The sequence below is a fragment of the Clostridium sp. OF09-36 genome (genome assembly GCF_003481985.1).
In the GTDB taxonomy this organism is placed as follows: domain Bacteria; phylum Bacillota; class Clostridia; order Lachnospirales; family Lachnospiraceae; genus Brotaphodocola.
Map to the genome: position 1 here is coordinate 64932 of NZ_QUMD01000010.1, position 19973 is coordinate 84904.

38 protein-coding genes are annotated in these 19973 nt (G+C 46.2%); all 38 read left to right on the top strand.

The features are described from left to right. Positions 1–88: 88 nt before the first annotated feature. The 38 genes from DXA97_RS09770 to DXA97_RS09940 all read left to right on the top strand — a co-directional run bounded on the left by DXA97_RS09770 (position 89) and on the right by DXA97_RS09940 (position 19800). A complete protein-coding gene (locus DXA97_RS09770; protein ID WP_002591241.1) occupies positions 89–427 on the top strand; it encodes a hypothetical protein in 339 nt (112 codons plus the stop codon). Then, positions 399–953 carry a hypothetical protein gene (locus DXA97_RS09775; protein ID WP_002591242.1) on the top strand — a complete coding sequence of 185 codons (555 nt, stop codon included), beginning with the start codon at positions 399–401 and terminating at the stop codon, positions 951–953. Before DXA97_RS09770 ends, DXA97_RS09775 begins: the two co-directional genes overlap by 29 nt. Next, entirely contained in the window at positions 925–1293 is a 369-nt protein-coding gene (locus DXA97_RS09780; RefSeq protein ID WP_118719816.1) for a hypothetical protein, read from the top strand. Before DXA97_RS09775 ends, DXA97_RS09780 begins: the two co-directional genes overlap by 29 nt. Continuing rightward, positions 1290–1532 carry a hypothetical protein gene (locus DXA97_RS09785; protein ID WP_022279748.1) on the top strand — a complete coding sequence of 81 codons (243 nt, stop codon included), beginning with the start codon at positions 1290–1292 and terminating at the stop codon, positions 1530–1532. The genes DXA97_RS09780 and DXA97_RS09785 overlap by 4 nt, the downstream gene beginning before the upstream one ends. A gap of 5 nt (positions 1533–1537) precedes the next feature. Further along, positions 1538–1879, top strand: coding sequence for a hypothetical protein (locus DXA97_RS09790; protein ID WP_002591245.1), 342 nt, complete (start codon positions 1538–1540; stop codon positions 1877–1879). A gap of 12 nt (positions 1880–1891) precedes the next feature. Then, entirely contained in the window at positions 1892–2191 is a 300-nt protein-coding gene (locus DXA97_RS09795; RefSeq protein ID WP_022279749.1) for a hypothetical protein, read from the top strand. A 20-nt stretch (positions 2192–2211) separates the two neighbouring features. Further along, positions 2212–2940, top strand: coding sequence for a single-stranded DNA-binding protein (locus DXA97_RS09800; RefSeq protein ID WP_118719818.1), 729 nt, complete (start codon positions 2212–2214; stop codon positions 2938–2940). Further along, positions 2930–3184, top strand: a complete 255-nt coding sequence (locus tag DXA97_RS09805) for a toxin PIN (protein ID WP_118719820.1) — start codon at positions 2930–2932, stop codon at positions 3182–3184. The genes DXA97_RS09800 and DXA97_RS09805 overlap by 11 nt, the downstream gene beginning before the upstream one ends. Further along, the gene (locus DXA97_RS09810; RefSeq protein ID WP_118719822.1) at positions 3174–3494 is read left to right on the top strand and encodes a hypothetical protein; all 321 of its coding nucleotides are present in this window, start codon (positions 3174–3176) and stop codon (positions 3492–3494) included. Before DXA97_RS09805 ends, DXA97_RS09810 begins: the two co-directional genes overlap by 11 nt. Next, complete coding sequence (locus DXA97_RS09815; protein ID WP_118719824.1) at positions 3491–4018, top strand: hypothetical protein; 528 nt, start codon at positions 3491–3493, stop codon at positions 4016–4018. The genes DXA97_RS09810 and DXA97_RS09815 overlap by 4 nt, the downstream gene beginning before the upstream one ends. Before the next feature lie 171 nt (positions 4019–4189). Beyond that, entirely contained in the window at positions 4190–4462 is a 273-nt protein-coding gene (locus DXA97_RS20880; protein WP_243107613.1) for a hypothetical protein, read from the top strand. Next, positions 4447–4956: a hypothetical protein gene (locus DXA97_RS09820; protein WP_243107614.1), complete on the top strand. Its 510-nt coding sequence runs from the start codon at positions 4447–4449 to the stop codon at positions 4954–4956. The genes DXA97_RS20880 and DXA97_RS09820 overlap by 16 nt, the downstream gene beginning before the upstream one ends. 1 nt (position 4957) lies before the next feature. Further along, positions 4958–5251 carry a hypothetical protein gene (locus tag DXA97_RS09825; protein ID WP_243107615.1) on the top strand — a complete coding sequence of 98 codons (294 nt, stop codon included), beginning with the start codon at positions 4958–4960 and terminating at the stop codon, positions 5249–5251. After that, entirely contained in the window at positions 5238–5648 is a 411-nt protein-coding gene (locus tag DXA97_RS09830; RefSeq protein ID WP_055056142.1) for a VRR-NUC domain-containing protein, read from the top strand. The genes DXA97_RS09825 and DXA97_RS09830 overlap by 14 nt, the downstream gene beginning before the upstream one ends. 28 nt (positions 5649–5676) lie before the next feature. Then, positions 5677–6480 carry a ParA family protein gene (locus tag DXA97_RS09835; protein ID WP_117469153.1) on the top strand — a complete coding sequence of 268 codons (804 nt, stop codon included), beginning with the start codon at positions 5677–5679 and terminating at the stop codon, positions 6478–6480. Between the two features lie 208 nt (positions 6481–6688). Next, positions 6689–7171: a ParB/RepB/Spo0J family partition protein gene (locus DXA97_RS20885; RefSeq protein ID WP_243107616.1), complete on the top strand. Its 483-nt coding sequence runs from the start codon at positions 6689–6691 to the stop codon at positions 7169–7171. Continuing rightward, positions 7159–7956 (top strand): ASCH/PUA domain-containing protein, encoded by a 798-nt coding sequence (locus DXA97_RS20890; RefSeq protein ID WP_243107617.1) that lies wholly within the window; start codon positions 7159–7161, stop codon positions 7954–7956. Before DXA97_RS20885 ends, DXA97_RS20890 begins: the two co-directional genes overlap by 13 nt. After that, positions 7949–8182: a hypothetical protein gene (locus DXA97_RS09845; protein WP_002591257.1), complete on the top strand. Its 234-nt coding sequence runs from the start codon at positions 7949–7951 to the stop codon at positions 8180–8182. The genes DXA97_RS20890 and DXA97_RS09845 overlap by 8 nt, the downstream gene beginning before the upstream one ends. Beyond that, complete coding sequence (locus DXA97_RS20160; RefSeq protein WP_182436857.1) at positions 8175–8342, top strand: hypothetical protein; 168 nt, start codon at positions 8175–8177, stop codon at positions 8340–8342. The genes DXA97_RS09845 and DXA97_RS20160 overlap by 8 nt, the downstream gene beginning before the upstream one ends. Continuing rightward, complete coding sequence (locus tag DXA97_RS09850) at positions 8339–8617, top strand: DNA-binding protein (protein ID WP_118719826.1); 279 nt, start codon at positions 8339–8341, stop codon at positions 8615–8617. Before DXA97_RS20160 ends, DXA97_RS09850 begins: the two co-directional genes overlap by 4 nt. Positions 8618–8697: 80 nt before the next feature. Then, entirely contained in the window at positions 8698–9093 is a 396-nt protein-coding gene (locus tag DXA97_RS09855; RefSeq protein ID WP_118627668.1) for a single-stranded DNA-binding protein, read from the top strand. A gap of 20 nt (positions 9094–9113) precedes the next feature. Continuing rightward, complete coding sequence (locus tag DXA97_RS09860; protein ID WP_118719828.1) at positions 9114–9680, top strand: hypothetical protein; 567 nt, start codon at positions 9114–9116, stop codon at positions 9678–9680. Next, positions 9681–10100, top strand: a complete 420-nt coding sequence (locus DXA97_RS09865) for a hypothetical protein (protein ID WP_118719830.1) — start codon at positions 9681–9683, stop codon at positions 10098–10100. A gap of 175 nt (positions 10101–10275) precedes the next feature. Continuing rightward, positions 10276–10575: an HNH endonuclease gene (locus DXA97_RS09870; protein WP_118719832.1), complete on the top strand. Its 300-nt coding sequence runs from the start codon at positions 10276–10278 to the stop codon at positions 10573–10575. 105 nt (positions 10576–10680) lie between these two features. Next, positions 10681–11034, top strand: a complete 354-nt coding sequence (locus tag DXA97_RS09875; RefSeq protein WP_174805388.1) for a hypothetical protein — start codon at positions 10681–10683, stop codon at positions 11032–11034. A gap of 219 nt (positions 11035–11253) precedes the next feature. After that, positions 11254–12696: a terminase large subunit gene (locus DXA97_RS09880; RefSeq protein ID WP_243032069.1), complete on the top strand. Its 1443-nt coding sequence runs from the start codon at positions 11254–11256 to the stop codon at positions 12694–12696. A gap of 17 nt (positions 12697–12713) precedes the next feature. Beyond that, entirely contained in the window at positions 12714–13994 is a 1281-nt protein-coding gene (locus DXA97_RS09885) for a phage portal protein (RefSeq protein WP_118719834.1), read from the top strand. Beyond that, complete coding sequence (locus DXA97_RS09890; protein WP_118562910.1) at positions 13984–14580, top strand: HK97 family phage prohead protease; 597 nt, start codon at positions 13984–13986, stop codon at positions 14578–14580. Before DXA97_RS09885 ends, DXA97_RS09890 begins: the two co-directional genes overlap by 11 nt. A 28-nt stretch (positions 14581–14608) precedes the next feature. Continuing rightward, positions 14609–15841, top strand: coding sequence for a phage major capsid protein (locus tag DXA97_RS09895; protein WP_118719836.1), 1233 nt, complete (start codon positions 14609–14611; stop codon positions 15839–15841). A 52-nt stretch (positions 15842–15893) separates the two neighbouring features. Beyond that, the gene (locus tag DXA97_RS09900; RefSeq protein WP_118562909.1) at positions 15894–16343 is read left to right on the top strand and encodes a hypothetical protein; all 450 of its coding nucleotides are present in this window, start codon (positions 15894–15896) and stop codon (positions 16341–16343) included. Between the two features lie 17 nt (positions 16344–16360). Next, positions 16361–16711, top strand: a complete 351-nt coding sequence (locus DXA97_RS09905) for a DNA-packaging protein (protein ID WP_118719838.1) — start codon at positions 16361–16363, stop codon at positions 16709–16711. A 14-nt stretch (positions 16712–16725) separates the two neighbouring features. Further along, entirely contained in the window at positions 16726–17439 is a 714-nt protein-coding gene (locus DXA97_RS09910; protein WP_118084366.1) for a hypothetical protein, read from the top strand. 13 nt (positions 17440–17452) lie between these two features. Continuing rightward, on the top strand, positions 17453–17680 hold the full coding sequence (locus DXA97_RS09915) for a hydroxymethylglutaryl-CoA synthase (protein ID WP_117469162.1): 228 nt from the start codon (positions 17453–17455) through the stop codon (positions 17678–17680). A gap of 14 nt (positions 17681–17694) precedes the next feature. Then, the gene (locus DXA97_RS09920; RefSeq protein WP_118719840.1) at positions 17695–18018 is read left to right on the top strand and encodes a hypothetical protein; all 324 of its coding nucleotides are present in this window, start codon (positions 17695–17697) and stop codon (positions 18016–18018) included. 2 nt (positions 18019–18020) lie between these two features. Further along, the gene (locus DXA97_RS09925) at positions 18021–18452 is read left to right on the top strand and encodes a hypothetical protein (protein WP_002591273.1); all 432 of its coding nucleotides are present in this window, start codon (positions 18021–18023) and stop codon (positions 18450–18452) included. Beyond that, positions 18449–18775 carry a hypothetical protein gene (locus DXA97_RS09930; protein WP_002591274.1) on the top strand — a complete coding sequence of 109 codons (327 nt, stop codon included), beginning with the start codon at positions 18449–18451 and terminating at the stop codon, positions 18773–18775. The genes DXA97_RS09925 and DXA97_RS09930 overlap by 4 nt, the downstream gene beginning before the upstream one ends. Before the next feature lie 7 nt (positions 18776–18782). After that, the gene (locus DXA97_RS09935) at positions 18783–19346 is read left to right on the top strand and encodes a major tail protein (RefSeq protein ID WP_002591275.1); all 564 of its coding nucleotides are present in this window, start codon (positions 18783–18785) and stop codon (positions 19344–19346) included. A gap of 49 nt (positions 19347–19395) precedes the next feature. Next, positions 19396–19800 carry a hypothetical protein gene (locus DXA97_RS09940; RefSeq protein WP_009297822.1) on the top strand — a complete coding sequence of 135 codons (405 nt, stop codon included), beginning with the start codon at positions 19396–19398 and terminating at the stop codon, positions 19798–19800. Positions 19801–19973 lie beyond the last annotated feature (173 nt).

Below are 19973 nucleotides of genomic sequence, written 5' to 3' on the forward strand. Positions count from 1 at the left end.
AGCCCGCACGGTAAAACCAAACGCCAGAACAGGAGAGCGGCACACATGGAAAGACAGAGAGCGCCGCCGAAAGGAAGAGAGGCAGAGAATGGCAGCAGAGGCATTGATAGTAGAGGACGCATACCAGAGAGGCTATGCAGATGCCATAGCAGATATGCGAAAGAAAAAAGAGCAGAGGCGGCAGCGGGAGCAGGCAAAGAAAGCCCGCCGCTGGTATTTCATTAAGCAGAAAGCCTACGGGCTTGCAATGCTGGCAGTTACCGTGCTGGCGGCATGGGCGACAGAGGGCGACATAACAATAGCGGTTATTACCGTACCGCTGGGGCTTATGTGCCTTTTCAGTAAAAAAATGCTGATAGTAGACAACTACTATTTTGCTACAGAAGAGAGGGCAATACATGGACGAAAAAACAATACAGCGTATTAAAAAGCTGCAAGCACTGGCAGAGCGGGGCGTAGGCGGCGAGAAAACGACAGCGCAAAAGAAACTTGCAAAGCTGCTTAAGGATAACGGTATAAATTCCTTAGACGAACTGCAAAAGGAAGAGTATGAATATACGATATTTTCCTACAACGGAAAGCACGAAATAAAACTGCTGCGGCAGTGTATGTATAAGGTCATGGGTGCTAAATCTGACAGAACAGCATACAAGCCATACGGACGGCGGCAGAAAATCGGCATATATTGCACGAAAGCGCAGAAAATCGAAATTGAGTTAGAGTTTGAATTTTACAGAAACGTATTTTATGAGGAATTAAGTACATTTATGGACGCTTTCATACAGGCACAGAAGATTTTCCCAGAAGATGCACCAGTAGGAGACTACGACGAATTTAACGAAAGAGATATGAAAATAGCGTTTATGGCTACGGGGATAGAACGGCGTAGCAGGGCTGCAATGATAGAGGAAAGCGAGGCGGGAAATGAGAAAACGAAAACGACAGGCAGTTAAGAAACTGATACAGTGCGCAGCCGTTATAGCGGTAGGCGTGCTGGCAATCATTTTGTTTATGCTGGCTATCTGGTACAGAGGAAAGAACAGCGAGCCAGTAACAGACGAACAGGTAGCAGCGCAGATGCAGCAGGCAGAGCCGCTGGTTATTGAAACACCAGAGGCAGCCACAGAGGGCAGTATAAGAGTATACGACTATGACGGCTGCTGTATTTATTCATACTACGGCAAAATTCGGATAAACAGCGACGGTAAGGACGGCAAGGAAATTGACGTAGAGGCATTAGGCTATTTAGAGGGCTACCAAGAACATAAAGAGGAAAGCGGGGCGGGAGAATGAGCCACAGATATTACAGCCCTTTACGCCCGTTATCGCTGGGAACATTTCCAAAGCCGCAGGGAAACGAGATTTTGCATATAGAAAATTTTGAGGAACGGCAGAACGTACCAGAGATAGCACGGCAGGCGTGGGGATACATTGAGTACAAAGAGGCGCTTACAGAAATAGAGGCGGCAGCTTATGAGCTGATACCGTCAAACTGCATTTCTGAAATGGAAAACTTAGAGGCAAGGAGATAAAGGCAATGAGCGAGGTATATATACGCAGCCAGAATAAAGAAAAGCTGTATAGACTGGGCGGTAATTACGCCTGCGTAGAGTATGGAGAGTACGAGGACATAAAGAAAAAGAGAGGCGGCGCAGAGGCAGACAAAAAGCGCCACGTAATTTGCATAAGTGACGGGTGTTTAGAAGAAATTGGAGAGTATGCCACAAAAGAGCGCTGCTTAGAGGTGCTGGACGAGATACAGAAAGCGTGCGTAAGCTATCTGTTTACGGCTGGCGGTGCAGCTGTAATAAGGGGCGGCATGGACGTACAGCCGTTTGCAGCAGTAATACCGAGGCTGTACGAAATGCCAGAGAAGTAGGAGAGGCAGACAGTGACAGTAAAGGAATTTATAGGCACGCTGGAGAGTTCAGACCGCCTGCGCATTATCGAGGGCAAAGCAGAGGTTTACGTAGGGTATCTGGCAGCGTTCAAACCGTTTGCAGACCATGAGATAAGCGAGGAATACCGAAAATACAGCGGGCATGAGGTAAAGAAGTTTAGAGCAGTGCCGGAGATAACGCACAGACGCTGGAAAGAGCTGGGGCTTTTGAAACCATTAGAGCCAGACCAGACAGCACAGTATAAGTTTAGTGATTTGCAGATGTCGCTTTACTACACCATTTACATATAAGAAAGGAAAGAGCAGGAAGTATGACAAAGAAAAAGCCGGATTTTTTACGGGATTTAGATACTGCAATCATGGACGAGCTTACAGGTGGCGGTATCAAGGAAAATGCAGCGGGACTGGTAGGAACGCTTACACAGATTAAGGAAATTAAGCAGCTATGTGGGCTGCCGTTTTGTGGCTATATGGCAAAGCTGGAAACGGTAAGACCAAGCGGCGTGCCGGACGAGGTAACGGTAGTATTTGCAGAGGACGTACCATACAAGGCTTGCAGCGGCATAGAGTTTGATGTTATGCAGGAATTTGTAGAGGGCAGCAGGCTTTTACTGACAGGCAAGGCGCAGACGCTTAAGGACTTCCAGAGCGGTAGACTGCTGGTATATATTCTGGCAGATTTTGTGGCGGTATCAGAAAAGGCAGTAGAGCAGGACGAGGTAGCAGTAAGAGGCATTATAGCGAATAAGCCAACACACAGAGAAACGCCGAGAGGCAAGCACATTACTGATATTACGGTAAAGGTAAGAAATGAGCTTACAGGCGGCAGCTGCTTTTTACCGTGCATCTGCTGGCAGGAACAGGCAGACGAGGCGGCGCAGTGGCAGCAGGGCGACACTGTAGAGCTGCTGGGACGGTATCAGAGCCGCCAGTATGAAAAGGTGCTTGATGCAGCCACAGGAGAAAGAGAACAGCGCACAGCTTACGAGGTATCGGTACGGCTGATTAGAAGAAAGGAAGAGGCAGAAAATGAGTGTTGAACATATCGGCAAGGGCTATGTAAAAATCTGCGTGAGTGAGGAAGAGTTAGAGAACAGCATAGTTGGGCTTAGCCAGTTAAAACCTATTTTGCAAACGCAAGCAATAAAAGGGAACGGAAGAAACACAAAGCAGGGGCTTATTGACGCAGCAGAGCTGGGAAAACATTTTGATACAGCGATAGATGCAATGACTATGCTTTTGGCTGGGTTTAAGGAAGAAAGCGAGGCACAGAATGAAGAGTAAAACAATTTTAGGAGCAGACGGCGCAACAAAAATGCGGCAGATTACAGTAGGGATACACGGAAAGGGCGGCGAGGCAGGCATAAAGGCAATACAGAAGCTTGCAGGCATGGTGGACAGCTTAAAGCAGTGCCAGACACCACAGGAAGTATACGACAGATATTTACAGATTACGGGGTACTGTAAATGCTGCGTTGATTGTAATTTTATAGACCAAAAGGGAGCAGACGAGCTGATGTGCTTAGCAGCATATCTGGCAGGAAATGAACAGGCACGGGCAGAGGCACAACAGAAAGCGGGTAAAAAGGCATGAGAAAGGTTTATATATGCAGCCCATACAGGGCGAAAGACGGTGCAGAGCTGGACAGAAACATAGATTATGCGCAGCAGCTGACACGGCAGGCGTTAGAGGCGGGCTTAGCACCCATTACGCCGCATTTATATATGACGCAGTGCATGGACGATAAAAAGCCGGAAGAGCGGGCAAGGGGCATGGCTGCTGGGCTTGCGCTGCTGAAAGGCTGCGATTTTGTTATTGCGGGCGTGAAATACGGCATAACAGAGGGAATGGACAGAGAAATACATACAGCAAATACGCTGGGAATTGCGGTTATAGATGCGAGCCAGATTAAAGCATATATGCGATATGAGGAAAAGCGGCAGGAGCGGGCAGCGAGCGACTACGCAAAGCTGCATGAGTGCAAGCATTGTTACGAGCGTAGATTATGTAGCATTATGGGGTATGAGAACTGCTGTACCGCCAACACTTGCACAGCTGCATATAGACGGGCTTATGAGTATGCCTTAAGCCGCATAAGAGAGCGGCAGGAAACATGAAAAAATAAAAGCGCCTACGGTGGGGAAACACCATAGGCGCTAAGCTATACAGCTTTGAAATACTATAAAAATTATAAGCTATGTATGGCGCAAAGTCAAGAAATTTAACGGGCAGGCAGCCCGTTTTAACACTTGATAAAAGTATTAACGAACCGACAGAGAGGTAGATATATGCCATACGTAGAGAGGGTAACAAAAGCGGGAAATACGATAGAGATAGAGAGGTACTTTACCAGCAGATACAAAAAGAAAGGTATCAGCAGAGGGGATAAGGTAAAGCCAACAAAAGAAGAGCAGGAGAAAGTAAACACCAGACAGGCAGAGAGAAAGTTAAGGATACTCATAAATGCAAACTATGGCTATGGGGACTACCATTTAGTGCTTGACTATATCCGCAGGAAGGAGAGTCGGACAGAACGCCGGAGCAGATGCGGCAGGACATAGACGTATTTTTGAGGGAGTGCAGAAAGGAGTACAGAAAAGCAGGGTTAGAGTTCAAATACATACACGTTATGGAGATAGGCAAGAAAGGTGCGAGGCATCACCACCTTGTAGTAAATAAAATTGACACAGAGATTTTACAGCGCTGCTGGTATAAGGCATACGAGGGGCATAACAGAGTAAAGGTATTCCCTCTGGACGACAGCGGCAACTATGCAGAACTGGCAAGCTATTTAATCAAGTACACAGGAACGCACAAAAAGGGTACTGACGGAGCATTACAGGGTAAGCGCTGGAATTGCAGCAAGAATTTAGTAAGACCAGAGCCAGAGTATCACATAATTTCAGACCGTGAGTATTTCAAGAAAGAGCCAAAGGCAATAAAGGGCTATTACGTGGACAAGAACAGTGTAAGCATGGGGGTACACAGCCCAGAGTATTACGGCTATGGGTATTTAAGATACACCTTAGTAAAAATAACAGATAGGGGGAGCTGAAATGCAGATAATCAAGGGTATTGCCATTGCAGCAGAAAAGGCAGAAAACATGATAGAAAAAATTAAATACTGGTTATTCCAGAAAGGCAAGGACTGTAAGCGCTGCTGCCTGCGGTGCAGATACTACGATATATGCCGCTGGGACGTACTGGGAAATGTAGGACTACAAAGCGAGGAAACAATAACGCTTTTGGCGATAGAGAACAGCAAGCCGCATAAGGACGGGCTACTTTTTAGAATTTGCCAGTATGTAGAATTTAAGCAGAAAGCGAGGCGAGAAAATGAGAAACTTTAGACTGGACGACGAAAGCGGGCATCAAGAGGCATTATTTAGCTGGGCTGCATACAGAACAGGGCTTATGCCGGAACTGCAATATATGTATCATGTGCCAAACGGCGGCAAACGTGATGCAGCAACAGCGGTGGCGCTTAAGAGGCAGGGCGTAAAGGCTGGTGTGCCGGATATTATGCTACCAGCTGCAAGGGCTGGGTATCACGGGCTTTACATAGAGCTTAAGGCGGGCAAGAACACGACGACCAAGAAACAGAAAGAGTGGTTAGAGTATCTACGGCAGCAGGGCTATTATACCGCCGTCTGCTACGGCTGGCAGCCAGCAGCGCAGTTGATAGAGCAGTATTTATTACATTCAGACGAGCTTACAAAAGAGCAGGAAACAGTAACCATGCGTTAGAGGCGAACGCAGGAAAGAGAGGCAAAGAATGAAAACAATAAGCATTTTGAATTTAAAGGGCGGCGTAGCCAAGACCTTTACAGCAGCGAACATGGCGTATGAGCTTTACAGGAGAGGCTTTAGAGTGCTGCTGATTGACAACGATAAGCAGGGAAATTTAAGCAAGGCGTACAGCAGATATGATGCAGAGAACATAGCACCAGTTACAAAGCTGCTGGCTGGGGACTGGAATAGCACAGACGAGCTGATACAGCATACAGAGTATGAGGGTATCGACATTATAACAGCGAATATGTCATTATTTGGGGCTACATGGAATTTAACCAAAGAGGACAGCGAGAACCAGACAGAGCGCTATAAGAGATTGACAGTAGCAAAAGTGCTGGGGTTCGGATATGCAAAAATAGACTATGTGGAAACAGAGCGGGCGTATGATTACTGCATCATTGATAACCCGCCCGATATTGGGCTTAATGTCATAAATGCGCTGGCGATTACGGACGAGGTAATAGTACCCGTAAAGGTGGACGAGGACGCTTTAGAGGGGCTGGACATTGTGACAGAGCAGATAGAGGACGCAAAGGCGTTTAACCCAGCATTAAAGCTGGCAGGCGTACTGATTACGTCATACCAGAATACAGACGGCGAGGCAGCAGGCGTAGAGTGGCTGGAACAAAAGACAGATTTTAATATTTTGGGTATCATTCGGTATTCCAAGAAAGTAGCAGAAAATACTTTCATGCGTAAGCCGATTTATGAGTATAGCCCATGCTGCGGAGCGGCGCAGGGGTACAAGAAATTTGTAACAGCGTATACAGGGAAAGCGAGGTAGCAAGCGTGGCACATAAAGAGAGATTATGCGTTTACTGGCATTGCCGCAGGACTGGCGGTACGGAGTGCTGGAACTGGGGCAGCAAATTTGCAGGGAAGAAATGCCCGAAAAGCGACGCTTGCGAGCATTGGAGAACGTGCGAAATGTGCAACGGAGTAATGGGACAGTGTAAGAAAAAACAAAGGATTGAGAAAGCGAGGTAGAGAATATGGCAAAGTTTGGTATTAACGATATTCTGAACGCAAAGACGAAAGCAGCAGGGCAGCAGGCACAGACGGACGGATACAAAGAGATTTATTTAAGCCCTTATGAGGTAAAGGCAGCGCAGGAGAATACACACCAGAAATTAGAGAACATAGAAGAGCTGGCAGACAGCTTTTTACACGTAGGACAGGAACAGCCTACAGTATTGGCGAGAGTAAACGGGGAATACCGTATAATCGACGGACACAGACGTAATGAGGCAAATATTTTGAACTTAGAGCGGGGGCATAAAGAGTATGAGAAAGTGCTTTACCGCTTTATGGACATGAGCGAGGCAATGTATGAGCTGCGCTTATTGGCTGGCAACGGATATACGCAGGAACTTACAGCCTATGAAAAAACCAGATTAGTAGAGCGTACCAAAGCGGCGCTTATCAGAGCCAAGGAAGAGGACGGCTTAGAGATACAGGCAAAATGCGTGATTTAGTGGCGGCTATGATAAATGAGAGCAGCACAAACGTAGCCAGAATGGACGCAATCAACAACAACGCAACGCCGGAGATTAAAGAGCAGCTGAAAGAGGGCAATTTAGGTATCACTGCTGCATACGAGGCAGCAAAGCTGGACGAGGACGAGCAGAAAGAAATAGCGAAAAAAGCAGCAGCGGGCAAAAATGTGAGGGCAAAGGAAATAGCGGAAAAGGTAGCAGAGAAAAAGGCAGGGGACGATTACGAAACACCGCACCCAGAAAGCATAACGTCTTTGTGCTATTCCTGCCAGAAATACAAGGACTGCAACGTAAAAACGGGAACGTGCCAGAAATGCGACCAGTACATAAACAAGGCAGAGGCTGAAAAGACGGACGAACAGCGGTACAGCGAAGAGCAGGACGCTATAGACCGCCAGACAAAGAAGAAATTGCAGGAGCGGGCAGACGCAGAAAAAATGGAGCATCTGCCAAGCGAGGGAAACACAGAGCATAAGCAGCATGAGATAAAAATAGTGGCATCTTATTACGAGGACGTAGTAAGCGGGAAAAAAGGCTTTGAGCTACGGAAGAATGACAGAGGCTATAAACAGGGCGACAGCCTTAAAATGCTGGAATTTAAGGACGGTAAGCATACAGGGCGCACGATTGATGCAGATATTATTTATATGCTGGAAGATTATACAGGGCTTACAGAGGGCTACTGTATTCTGGGTATCAGAGTAACAGACTATACGGGTAAGGTGTCCGAAACGGACACAGAAAGCGGGGCAGAGCATGAATAGACGGCAGCGGAAAAAGAAGAAAGCACAGGTATTTACAATTATTCTGGGCTGTACGGCGTTTTGCAAGGCAGAGCAATACGAGAAGATGCGGAAAAGCGTAGAATATCAGTTACGAACAGGCAGCGTGGTTATGCTGCCTGCATACTTGCACGTAGAGGCAATTATAAAGCAGCGAGGCGGCAGAAATATTGAGATTAAGCAGGAAAACGGGGTAGTAAATGTTTGAGTATATGGACGGCATAGTAGATGCAGTGGAAGAAATTGCTCAGGCAGCAGTAGACGTAGCAGTATTTGTGACGATATGCACAGCAAAAGCGGTGTTGATAATAACAGCGCCAGTATGGATATTGCCGTATGCGGTATGGAGAAAGGGGCGTAAGCAGTGAAATACAGACAGTGGAAAAAGAACTATAAGAAAAAGCATGGAGTAAACCCGCCGTTAGAGCTGGACAAGCGAAAAAAGCGCAGGCTTGCAAGAAAAATGGCAAGACAAATAAATAAAACCTTACCAACAGCAGCGGAAACATTGGCGGCAGCTATTAACAGCTGGGCGCAGAGTATAAAGCCAGCACTGGCGACATTATGCGAGAACGTAGCAGCAGCGTTTAGCAATTTGACAGCAGGATTGAGAGAAGAAAGCGAGGCGGTAGAAAATGACTAATATTTTACTGGGAATTATAGCACTGGAATTGCTGGCGATATTTTCAAAGCTGGACAAGCTGGAAGAGAGGGGCAGAGAGAATGAATAATGTATCACTTACAGGGCGGCTTACAAGAGAGCCAGAGCTTAGATATGGCGGGCAGGACAATAGCACAGCTATTACCCGCTTTACGCTTGCGGTAGACGACGGGAAAGACACAGATTTTATAAATATTAAGTGTTTCGGACGCACTGCGGAATGGGCGCAGAAATGGTTAAGCAAGGGAAGTAAAGCAGAGGTAACAGGAAAGATTAAAACAGGCAGCTACGAAAGCCAGAGAACAGGCGGCAAGGTATATTACACAGAGGTTGTGGCAAACAGCGTGGGATTTGGAGAGAGCAAAGCAGAGGCAGAGGCGAGAGGGCAGCAACTGCCGGAGAGTGACGGGTTTATGAATATCCCAGAGGGAGCAGACGAAGAGCTACCGTTTAATTAACAGAAAGCGAGGTACAGAACATGGAGCAGGAAGAAACAAAGACAACAGCGGCGGCAGGGGTAGAAATGCCGCCAGAGGCTGAAAACTGGGTACAACTGCATGAAAGCGAATTAACAGAGCTGATGCAGAAACAGGCAAAGGCTGCAATAACGGAACTGAAACGACAGGAAAAGCAGGAGAGGAAGAAAGAGAAATACCACAACACTTTTACGCTTATGAAATGTTACCGTGATATGGCTTTTCATATCGAGAACGCAATAAGCGACGGGCAGCAGTTAAAACTTAAAGACATGACGGACGAGCAGCAGCGTACATACTTAGAGAGTATCAGACGCACACGCTTTAAGACATTGATAATGACAGCACATATAGACAAAGCGGTAGAAGAGATAGAGCGCCGCAGAGAGGCAGCAGGCAGAGGTGTAGAGTACAAGGCTTTTGAAATGTATTTCATGCAGGGCATGGACTATGCGGAAATCGCAGAGGAACTGGATACAGGAAAGAACACACCGAGGCGCTGGGTTACGGGCATCATAAACGAGCTGTCAGTATTATTGTGGGGGATTGACGAAGAGAGGGTAAAGTAAGTGTTTGAAAAAATAAAAGCATGGATAAAAAGAAAGCGGGAAACAGCGAGAGAACAGCAGGCGGCAGACAGGTTGATAAAGCATATAGAGCAGGCGTTAGGATTTGAGCTTTACGAGTGGCAGAGGTCATATATAATAACTGGGATATGGCAGCCGCCAGAGGGACGGCTACACGGAAGAACGACAGCATATATATTGCGGCTATTATTAGACCAGAGTAAGCCACTGCTGCTATATGAGTTTTCACAGGTGGCAGCGTATGCGGATAACCCATTTATGGGGCGGCAATATCAGCCAGTACCCATGCAGTATGCAGGCTGGTTTAGGCACGAGATAAGGAGTATATACGAGCAGCTAAGAGCAGCAGGCGTGCCAGTAAGAGAAATGATAACAGAGCAGCAGCGGGTAATATCGTGGTAAAAACGTGGTGTTTACATGGGAAAACAAAAGAGATACAATGGTAGCATGAAATGAGTAGGCGATAGCTTAAGCCATGTGCGGCAGCAGTTGCCTACTCTTTTTCTATTCATTCTTTAGCCTCCACCCAGCGCATGAAACTTAGGGCGCTGGGGAATGAAGAAAGAGAGGGGACAGTATGAAAGCATGGGCTAAGAGTTTTTATTTATCAGCGGCATGGGAAAAAACCAGAGCCGCTTATTTAATGTCACAAGATTATATTTGTGAACGCTGCGGGCAGCCAGCAAAGATAGCGCATCATAAGCGCTGGCTTAACAGAGAGAACATAAACGACATAAGCGTTACGTTGTGCTGGGATAACTTAGAGGCGTTGTGCCAAGACTGCCACAACAAGGAACACCACAAACAGGAGAGGCATAAGCGGTATCAGTTCGACGAGAACGGCGGCATACTCCCCCCATATCAGAAAAATAATTAAAGGGGGCGAATACCGAGGGGGATACCCTAAAATTACCCTACGGGCGTGCGCACGGGTGGTGTAGGGGGTGTGGTGCGGCGCAGGAATGGAAAGCGGGGTAAAGGAATGGCAACAAAGAAAGAGAAAACCAAAGAACAGAGGATAAAGACCGAAAAGACCAGACTTAAGGGAATTTTCAAGGACTTAGACGAAAACAAAAGAAAATTAGTAACGCCGCTGATAGAAAAGGCTGCATTTATGAGCATTGAGCTGGACGACTTACAGGCGAAACTTGAAAAAGACGGCTGGACGAGTGAGTACCAGAACGGGCAGAACCAGTGGGGAACAAAGAAAAGCCCAGAGGCAGAAACTTACATAGCGCTTAGTAAGAACTATGCAGCAGTGATTAAGCAGCTTACGGAATTAGTACCAGCTGCGAAACGAAAGACAAGCAGGCTGGCGGCTTTGCGGGAAGAGTAAGCAATATTGCCGCCTTATCGAAATTATATCTATGAGTACCACGCAAAGATTACAAGCGGCGAAATCATAGCGGGAAAATGGATAAAGAAAATATACGAAATCATTATAAACGGGCTGCAAAAGCAGGAGTATTTTTTTAATGCAAAGGCTGCGAATAAGGCTATACGGTTCATAGAGAACTTTTGCCACCACAGCAAGGGACGTAATGATTTAATCAAGTTGGAGCTATGGCAGAAAGCCATAGTTTCTGTTATTTTTGGCATACAGGACGCAGAAAAAATACGTATTTTCCGTGAAATTTTTATTGTAATTGGCAGAAAAAACGGAAAAAGTTTATTTGCATCTGCGATTATTGCATATATGGCGTACTTAGAGCCGGAGTATGGACAAGAAATATACTGCTTAGCGCCGAAATTAGACCAAGCGGCGCTGGTGTATGACGGATTTTATCAAATGGTACAGGCAGAGGACGAGTTAGCGGAGCTGGCAAAGAAACGGCGCAGCGATATTTATATTGCGGAGAGCAACACGGTAATAAAACCGATTGCTTTTAATGCCAAGAAGTCAGACGGATTTAACCCGCAGCTTGTGGTATGTGATGAAATGGCAGCATGGAGCGGGGACGCTGGACTAAAGCAGTATGAGGTTATGAAATCCGCTTTAGGCGCACGTACTCAACCTATGATATTAAGCATAAGCACTGCCGGATATATCAACGACAGTATTTATGATGAACTAATGAAACGTAGCACAAGTTTCTTGAAAGGAAACAGCAAAGAGCGCAGGCTATTACCATTCCTTTACATGATTGATGATGTGGAGAAGTGGAACGACATAGACGAACTGAAAAAGGCTAACCCTAACATGGGCGTATCCGTAAAAGAAAGTTTCTTTATGGACGAGATAGCAGTAGCAGAGGGCAGCTTAAGTAAAAAAGCAGAGTTCCTTACAAAGTATTGCAATATCAAGCAGAACAGCTCTATTGCATGGCTGGAATATCAGACAGTAGAGAACGCCGGAGTAGAAAAGACCTTAGAGGACTTTAGGGACTGCTACGCAGTGGGCGGTATCGACTTAAGCCAGACAACGGACTTAACGGCAGCCAGTGTGGTTATTCAGAAAGACGGTACACTGTATGCGTTTACACAGTTCTTTATGCCACGGGGCAGGCTGGAATACTTACAGGCTACGGACGGCGTGCCGTATGACATATTTGTTAAAAAGGGGCTGATAACCTTAAGCGGCGAGAATTACGTAGACTACCACGACGTTTACGACTGGTTTACTATGTTACTGGAAGATTACGGAATACGACCTTTAAAAATCGGCTACGACAGATACAGCGCTCAGTACCTTATTACCGATATGGCAAATTATGGTTTTCACATGGACGACGTTTACCAAGGCGAAAACCTTACACCAGTTATAAGGGAGTTTGAGGGCATCATAAAAGACGGCGATTTTAAGATAGCCGACAACAATTTACTAAAGACACATTTCTTAAATGTTGCGCTTAAGCACAACATGGAAACAAGAAAATTCAGACCTATAAAAATCGAGCAGCGGGCGCATATCGACGGCTTTGTATCTGTCATAGATGCAATGACCGTGCGGCAGAAATACTGGGAAGAGTGCGGCGAGCTGCTTAAAAATGCCGCATAGAAAGGAGAGTAAACGGCATGAAATTTTTAGATTATCTTTTTCATGGTAAAGAGCTGCGATATATCGACAGCTATTTTAAAATGCTGAACGGATACAGCCCGACGTTTACCAGTTATAACGGCGGCGTATATGAAATGGATTTAACCAGAACGGCAGTAAACAGCTTTGCGACACATTGCAGTAAACTTAAGCCGGAGATTGAGGGCAGCGCCCTTAAGTCACTGGAAAAGACACTACAGCATAAGCCCAACTATTTTATGGACACAACAAAATTTATTAAGCGTCTGGCAACGTATGTAGCGGTGGAACACACCGCTTTTATTATACCTATCGAGGACGAGTACGGGCGGCTTTGTGGCTGGTATCCATTGAGAGCGCAACGCTGCGAAGTCGTAGAGGCAGCAGGGCAGGTGTATTTACGGTATCTGTTTGCAAATGGCGAGCATGGAGCTATAGAGTTTGAACGTGTAGGCATTATGACAGACTTTGAATACACAGACGACCTTTTCGGAGAGGACAACAGAACACTTAAGCCAACAATGCAACTGATACATACGCAAAACGAGGGAATTATAAACGCTGTCAAAAATTCTGCAAATATCCGCTTTCTGGCAAAAGTGGCAAATATGTTGAAACCAGAGGATATAAAGAAAGAGCGACAGCGTTTTACCGAGGATAACTTAAGCGCAGACAACGATAGCGGCATGATAATTTATGATAACAAGTTTAGTGAGCTGAAACAGGTAGAGAGCAAACCATACACGCCAAACGCATTGCAGATGCAGAATATACAGGAAAATGTATGCACGCATTTTGGTACAAACATGGATATTTTACAAAATAAATTTGATGAAAATACGTGGAATGCTTACTACGAGGGGAAAATAGAACCGTTTGCAATACAGTTATCGCTTGTTATGACAAATATGAGTTTTACCGAGAGAGAAAGAGCTTGCGGTAATGCTATTTTCTTTTCAGCAAACCGCCTGCAATATGCCAGCAACGCCACAAAGTTAAGTGTAAGCACACAGCTTTTTGACCGTGCGCTATTGAACAGAAACGGCGTTATGGATATATGGAACATGGCACACGTTGAGGACGGGGAAAAGTATTATATACGCAAAGAGTATACCGAGGTAAGCGAACTGCAAAACAGTAATGGAAAGCCACAGATAATTACACAGCAAGCGCCCATAGCAACGGGGCAGCAGGCAGAGCCGCAGCAGACACCGCCAGCGGCAGCAGGCGAACCAGCAGGCGGGCTGGGAGAGAAAGAGGGTGTAAATAATGCCGATTAAGAAAGAGCGGGAATATAGGGCGCTGGCAGCGCCATTGACAGCGCAGAGTGCAACGAAATTGATACAGACGGAGTATTACGTAGAGGGTTACGCCACTACGTTTGATACGCCATATTTGCTGTATGAATTTGAGGACGGCACAAAGATTTACGAAAGAATAGACGCACACGCTTTAGACGGTGCAGACATGAGCGACGTTATCATGCAGTACGACCATGAGGGCAGGGTATTTGCCAGACAGTCAAATAAGACACTGATTTTACAGCCGGACTATAAAGGGCTTAAGGTGGCGGCTGATTTAGGCAAGACAGATTTAGCCCGTGGGCTATACCAAGACATAGAGGCGGGCATGATAAATAAAATGTCATGGGCTTTTAGCGTAGCAGAGGAAAGCTACGACAGAGAAACACATACAAGGACGATTTTGAAAATCAAGAAAGTTTATGATGTATCAGCCGTGAGCATTCCAGCAAACGGAGATACTGAAATAAGCGCCCGTGCTTTTGCGAGTAGGAGTTACGAGCGGGAGCGGCAGGAGTTGCTTAAGAGGCGGGCAGCAATACTAAAGATTAGAGCGAGCTTATAAAATCCAAGACCAGAAAGGAAACATAACAATGAGATTAAAAGAAATTGAGGAAAGATTAGCAGCAATTAAAAACGAGCTTACCACAAGAGCAGCGGAGCTGAAAGAGGAAGAAATTACAGCGCTGGAGAATGAGGTAACAGCTTTACAGGAAGAGAGAGCGGCAATTAAGGCAGCAGCAGAAAAGCGTAGCGCACTGCTTGCGAGAATTGCAGCAGGCGAAAGCGTAGGCGACGGAGAGGGAGACGGCAGCGGACAGCAGAGAGTGCTTAGAAATTTCAAGGGAGCAGCTGGCGAGGGCGATAACGACGACAAATACGGCAGCATGGAATACCGCAAAGCATTTATGAAATATGTATGCAGAGGCGAGGCGCTGCCGAAAGAGTACAGAGCAGATGCGGTAAGCAAAAGCACAGACGTAGGCGCAGTTATCCCTACCACAGTGCTTAACCAGATTGTAGAAAAGCTGGAAAGCACAGGTATGATTTTAGCCCTTGTAACCAGAACTGCATACAAGGGCGGCGTTTCTATCCCTGTATCTACTGTAAAGCCTACTGCAACATGGGTAAATGAGGGAGCAGGCAGCGACAAGCAGAAAAAGAATATTGCAAAAGACGGCATGATTACTTTTGCATACCATAAGCTGCGCTGCGCAGTAGCCGTATCTCTGGAAGTAGATACAATGGCAATCAGCGCTTTTGAAACACTGCTTATTAACAATATTGTTGAGGCAATGACAAAAGCGTTAGAGCAGGCAATCATTGACGGAAACGGAACAGGAAAACCGAAAGGAATTTTAGCAGAGACATCAGCCGACGGGCAGACAATCGAGAGCGCCGCACCGTCTTACAGTGATTTGATTAAGGCAGAGGGTGCTTTACCTATGGCTTATGAAAATGGCGCTGTGTGGTGCATGAGTAAAAAGACCTTTATGGAGTATGTAGGCATGACAGATAAGAACGGGCAGCCTATCGCAAAAGTGAACTATGGAACATCTGGAAAGCCGGAGAGAACGCTTTTAGGCAGAACAGTTGTACTTTGCGATTACGTAGCAAGCTACAGCGCAGCACTTGCGAAAGATACAATTTTTGCATTCCTTTTCAATTTCAAGGACTACGTGCTTAATACAAACTACTCTATGGGCGTAAAGAAGTATGAGGACAACGACACAGACGACCAGATTACAAAGGGCATTATGCTTGTAGACGGCAAGGTAGTAGACAAAAACAGCCTTGTAGTTGTAAAGAAAATCGAAGCAGTGTAATTAACAAGGCAGCTGGTGTATAAACACTGGCTGCCAGAAAGCGAGGTAGACCATGAAAGGGTATTTAGACGCTAAAGAACTGGAAAGCTACAAGAAAGAAGATTTGCAGGAACTGGCAAAGCAGCTGGGTGTAGATGCAGAGGGAACAAAGAAAGAAATTGCTACACGCTGCGCAGCGGTTGAGGTAGACATACCGGACGAAAGCGAGCTTACAGAAGAGGATAAAAGAGCAGCGGCAGAGGCAGCAGCAGAGGCAGCAGCGAAAGCCGAAGAAGAGAGAAAGGCGGCAGAGGCAGCAGCAAAAGCCGAGGAAGAGAGAAAGGCAGCAGCGAAAGCCGAAGAGGAAGAGGCAGCCACAGAGCTTGTAAAAGTAAAAGCACAGCGCCGTTTCCTTGACAAGGAATTAAACCAGATTAAGGATACTGGGGACGAATACGCAGTAAGCAGAGAACGTGCAGCAGTTCTGGAAGAGGCAGGCGTAGCAGCAGTAATAGAAGAGTAAGAAAGAGGGTGCAGGCTATGGCAGCAGATACCACAACATTAACCGAGAAAATGCGGGCGGCGCTGCGTATCAGCAGCACCAGTGAGAAAATCACAGAGGAAATAAACGACTGTATAGCCGCCTGCAAAATGGATTTGCAGGACGTAGGCGTAAAGAAACTGGAAGAAACAGACGCACTGATTATTAGAGCCATTACGCTATACTGCAAGGCAGAATTTGGATACTCTGATAAATCAGAGCAATTCTGGAAATCTTACGAGTGTCTTAAAATGCACTTAAGCCTATCCAGTGAATACACAGGCGGCGTTACGCCAGATACTGCGGACGACGAAGTAGGAGAGCAGGATATTAAGGATTTGTTTGAATAGGAGAAATAAGAGCAATGGCAATTAAGAGAGTTACATACGATACCCTTAAATTTCTGGTAGCGGAAATTAAAGAACGCTATGCAGAAAAAGGCGACATAGGGGCGCTGGGGGGGCTTGATAAGGTAGCTGTAGAAAATCTTACAGAGGATTTGAAAAGCCTTATAAACGGGAAAGCAGACGCAGCTACAACGCTTGCAGGCTATGGAATTAAAGACGGAATGACCGCAACAGAGGTAGCCGCCGCTATTTCCACAGCGATTGCAGGGACAGATCACTTAAGCCGTGTAATGGTAGACAGCACGGGAGACATTGATACAGTAGCGGACGACGCAGAAAAGAAAATTTACATGGTAAAAAATGCCAGTGGAGAGGCAGGAAACCTTTACAGCGAATACATGGTAATTAACGGTAAACTGGAAAAGGTGGGAGACTGGAAAGTAGACTTAAGCAGTTATGCAAAGACTACGGAAGTAACGGCAGCCATTGCAAATGCACTGACAACATACGCAAAGACCGCAGACGTAACAAAAGCAATCAATGAGGCAGTAGCGGGACTTATCCAGCTGGACGATTTAAGCGTAACAGTTACGGGCGCAGGCAATGTGATTACAGGGCTTGCGTATGATAACAAAACAGGCAAATTTACAGCTACAAAAGGAATAACGGCACTGACAGCAGCAGACCTTACAGAAATTACGCAGCAGGAAATAAAAGCCTTGTTTGCATAAGTGAGGTGCTGGCATGAGGTGGTTTAGCTTTACCAGCTTAAAGGCATTGGTACAGGAAATGAAAGCCAGAGAAAGCAGCAATATGCAGGCTGTAAATAATACGTTTTCAGAAGTTTACGAAAACATGGAAACATTGGACGGGCGCATAGATGCCTTAGAGCATAAAACAGATGCTGCATATCTGGGTAACTGCTATTGCGGTAGCGTTTATTTGGGCTATGTGTCCGAAACGGACACCTAAAAGAGAGGTAAGGTATGGACTGGATAGACGAAATAACGCTGATAAGCGAGGCAAGCGAAAAAGACAGGGTAAACAAAAACGGATTTGCGACAAAGCCGAAAGAAAGAACCCGTACTGTATTTTGTAATAAAAAATCAGTGGGGTATAGCGAGTATTTCAAGAGCCAGCAGACAGGAAAGCTGGTAGAGGCAAAGTACGAGGTACATAAGGCAGATTATGGCGGCGAGGACGTAGTAGAAGTAAACGGGCGGCGCTATTTTGTACTTAAGACCTACGATACAGGAACAGACACCATAGAGCTTACGCTTACAGATTTACGCCACAGAAACGAGGTGTAAGCATGGGAGAGTTTAACACAGTCGGGCTGGAAGATATTATAGACGCTTTCAGCCGGAGAGAGGCGGCTACAGTTGAGGCAGTACCCAAAATGCTTAAAGCTGGTGCTGATGTGCTGATAGAGGCACAGAGAGCAGAGGCACAGGCAATGGGACTGAATGAAACGGGCGGTTTTATCAATTCCATAAAAGCCACGGACGTAAAGGGCGACGATACGGAGAAATACGTAGAGATATACCCACAGGGACGGGCAAAGCATGGAAACGACAGAAAAGGAGATAAAAGCAAGGTGCGCTATGCAACAATCGGCTTTGTGGCAGAGTACGGCACAAGTAGCCACGCTGCACGCCCTTATATGACAGTGGCAAACGAAAAGGCGCACGAAAAGGTAGTAGAGGCACAGCGCAGTATATGGGAGAGTGAAACAGGCGAATGAGTATACAGGAGATTTTAGAAAGCGCAGGGTTGCCAGCCCAGAGAGGCGTTTACACTGGACGGGATAAGCCAGACGCATATTATACGTTTCTGCGGCTGCTGGGTACGCCTGCGGTAAATGCAGACGACGAAGAGAAAGAGCGCAGGGAAATGTATAGAGTTACGCTTTTCCATAAGGGCGATTTTGAGGCGCAGCTTGATAAGACAAAAGAGGTATTGAAAGCAGCAGGCGTTTATATCAACAGCATAGACGCAGAAAGCTACGAAACAGAAACGGGGTACTGGTTAGTGCCTATCACAGTCGAGATTTTGAAAGAGGAGTGATTAAACAATGACACTGGGACTGAAAGATTTATATTATGCCGTATGCACAGAGGCAGACGGAGCAGAGAGCTACGGGACACCTAAGAAAATGGCAGAGGCAATGAGCGCCGATTTATCCGTAAAGACAGCAGACGGCAGCTTGTATGCAGACGACACATTAAGCGAGAGCGTCACGGAGTTTGCAAGCGGAACGCTTAAACTGGGAATTAAAGACCTTACGCCGGAAGTGCTGGCAGAGCTGCTGGGACAGGCAGTAGATAAGAACAGCGTAGTATGGGCGGGAAAAGAGGACGAGCCGCCGTATGTTGCTGTAGGGTTCAGAGCTAAGAAAACGGGTGGTAAATACCGTTACGTATGGCTGCTTAAAGCAAAATTTAAAGTACCGTCTGAAAAGTACGAAACAAAGGGCGAGAGTATCAAATTTAACACGCCGGACATTGAGGCATCTTTTACAACAAGAAAGAAAGATAACTTGTGGAAAGCAGACTTTGTGGGAACAGAGGAAAGCGCAGCGGCTAAAACGTGGTTTACAGCAGTGCCGGAAAAGGCAGCAGCAATGGAAAGTGTATAAAACAGGAAAGGAGAGAGGCGTAGCATGGGCTGCGCCTTAATTTTATATCATGGGAGCATTAAAGAGCGGGGCTTTTCCCGTAGAGCTGAACGGCAAAGAATATGGTTTACTTTTTTCACTGAACGCATTAGACGAAGTACAGGAAAAGTTTGGGGGCTACGACAAATTAAGCGAGGTATTCAATAAAGATAACCCAAACCTTTTTAAAGATACAAGGTGGTTACTTACGCTGCTTATTAACGAGGCACTTTTAGCAGAGGACGAAAACGCCCAGCTGCTTGAAGAGAAAAGGGTAGGCAGACTGATACACGCAGGAAATTTGCAGGAAGTACAGAACGCTATTTTTAAATCGTTCTACAGAGGAACTGCGGGAGACAACAGCGACACAGAGAACGAAAACGACGGAGAAGAAACAACAGAAGAGGGAAACAGGGCAGCCGTGCAGGAAAATTAGATACTGCACGGCTTTTGTATATTGCAGTAGTGCTTTTGAGATACAGGGAACGTGAGGCGTGGAGAAAAACACCATACCAGATAACGACACTGTTTAAATATCACAAGGAATATAACCCGCACATTTTCCGACAGAAACAGGCGGGGACACCAGCAGCCACAGAAAACATGGAC

Coding starts and splice junctions, on each gene's coding strand:
- DXA97_RS09770 (WP_002591241.1), top strand. CDS start 89: ATGGCAGCAGAGGCATTGATAGTAGAGGACGCATACCAGAGAGGCTAT.
- DXA97_RS09775 (WP_002591242.1), top strand. CDS start 399: ATGGACGAAAAAACAATACAGCGTATTAAAAAGCTGCAAGCACTGGCA.
- DXA97_RS09780 (WP_118719816.1), top strand. CDS start 925: ATGAGAAAACGAAAACGACAGGCAGTTAAGAAACTGATACAGTGCGCA.
- DXA97_RS09785 (WP_022279748.1), top strand. CDS start 1,290: ATGAGCCACAGATATTACAGCCCTTTACGCCCGTTATCGCTGGGAACA.
- DXA97_RS09790 (WP_002591245.1), top strand. CDS start 1,538: ATGAGCGAGGTATATATACGCAGCCAGAATAAAGAAAAGCTGTATAGA.
- DXA97_RS09800 (WP_118719818.1), top strand. CDS start 2,212: ATGACAAAGAAAAAGCCGGATTTTTTACGGGATTTAGATACTGCAATC.
- DXA97_RS09805 (WP_118719820.1), top strand. CDS start 2,930: ATGAGTGTTGAACATATCGGCAAGGGCTATGTAAAAATCTGCGTGAGT.
- DXA97_RS09810 (WP_118719822.1), top strand. CDS start 3,174: ATGAAGAGTAAAACAATTTTAGGAGCAGACGGCGCAACAAAAATGCGG.
- DXA97_RS09815 (WP_118719824.1), top strand. CDS start 3,491: ATGAGAAAGGTTTATATATGCAGCCCATACAGGGCGAAAGACGGTGCA.
- DXA97_RS20880 (WP_243107613.1), top strand. CDS start 4,190: ATGCCATACGTAGAGAGGGTAACAAAAGCGGGAAATACGATAGAGATA.
- DXA97_RS09820 (WP_243107614.1), top strand. CDS start 4,447: ATGCGGCAGGACATAGACGTATTTTTGAGGGAGTGCAGAAAGGAGTAC.
- DXA97_RS09825 (WP_243107615.1), top strand. CDS start 4,958: ATGCAGATAATCAAGGGTATTGCCATTGCAGCAGAAAAGGCAGAAAAC.
- DXA97_RS09830 (WP_055056142.1), top strand. CDS start 5,238: ATGAGAAACTTTAGACTGGACGACGAAAGCGGGCATCAAGAGGCATTA.
- DXA97_RS09835 (WP_117469153.1), top strand. CDS start 5,677: ATGAAAACAATAAGCATTTTGAATTTAAAGGGCGGCGTAGCCAAGACC.
- DXA97_RS20885 (WP_243107616.1), top strand. CDS start 6,689: ATGGCAAAGTTTGGTATTAACGATATTCTGAACGCAAAGACGAAAGCA.
- DXA97_RS20890 (WP_243107617.1), top strand. CDS start 7,159: ATGCGTGATTTAGTGGCGGCTATGATAAATGAGAGCAGCACAAACGTA.
- DXA97_RS09845 (WP_002591257.1), top strand. CDS start 7,949: ATGAATAGACGGCAGCGGAAAAAGAAGAAAGCACAGGTATTTACAATT.
- DXA97_RS20160 (WP_182436857.1), top strand. CDS start 8,175: ATGTTTGAGTATATGGACGGCATAGTAGATGCAGTGGAAGAAATTGCT.
- DXA97_RS09855 (WP_118627668.1), top strand. CDS start 8,698: ATGAATAATGTATCACTTACAGGGCGGCTTACAAGAGAGCCAGAGCTT.
- DXA97_RS09860 (WP_118719828.1), top strand. CDS start 9,114: ATGGAGCAGGAAGAAACAAAGACAACAGCGGCGGCAGGGGTAGAAATG.
- DXA97_RS09870 (WP_118719832.1), top strand. CDS start 10,276: ATGAAAGCATGGGCTAAGAGTTTTTATTTATCAGCGGCATGGGAAAAA.
- DXA97_RS09875 (WP_174805388.1), top strand. CDS start 10,681: ATGGCAACAAAGAAAGAGAAAACCAAAGAACAGAGGATAAAGACCGAA.
- DXA97_RS09885 (WP_118719834.1), top strand. CDS start 12,714: ATGAAATTTTTAGATTATCTTTTTCATGGTAAAGAGCTGCGATATATC.
- DXA97_RS09890 (WP_118562910.1), top strand. CDS start 13,984: ATGCCGATTAAGAAAGAGCGGGAATATAGGGCGCTGGCAGCGCCATTG.
- DXA97_RS09895 (WP_118719836.1), top strand. CDS start 14,609: ATGAGATTAAAAGAAATTGAGGAAAGATTAGCAGCAATTAAAAACGAG.
- DXA97_RS09900 (WP_118562909.1), top strand. CDS start 15,894: ATGAAAGGGTATTTAGACGCTAAAGAACTGGAAAGCTACAAGAAAGAA.
- DXA97_RS09905 (WP_118719838.1), top strand. CDS start 16,361: ATGGCAGCAGATACCACAACATTAACCGAGAAAATGCGGGCGGCGCTG.
- DXA97_RS09910 (WP_118084366.1), top strand. CDS start 16,726: ATGGCAATTAAGAGAGTTACATACGATACCCTTAAATTTCTGGTAGCG.
- DXA97_RS09915 (WP_117469162.1), top strand. CDS start 17,453: ATGAGGTGGTTTAGCTTTACCAGCTTAAAGGCATTGGTACAGGAAATG.
- DXA97_RS09920 (WP_118719840.1), top strand. CDS start 17,695: ATGGACTGGATAGACGAAATAACGCTGATAAGCGAGGCAAGCGAAAAA.
- DXA97_RS09925 (WP_002591273.1), top strand. CDS start 18,021: ATGGGAGAGTTTAACACAGTCGGGCTGGAAGATATTATAGACGCTTTC.
- DXA97_RS09930 (WP_002591274.1), top strand. CDS start 18,449: ATGAGTATACAGGAGATTTTAGAAAGCGCAGGGTTGCCAGCCCAGAGA.
- DXA97_RS09935 (WP_002591275.1), top strand. CDS start 18,783: ATGACACTGGGACTGAAAGATTTATATTATGCCGTATGCACAGAGGCA.
- DXA97_RS09940 (WP_009297822.1), top strand. CDS start 19,396: ATGGGAGCATTAAAGAGCGGGGCTTTTCCCGTAGAGCTGAACGGCAAA.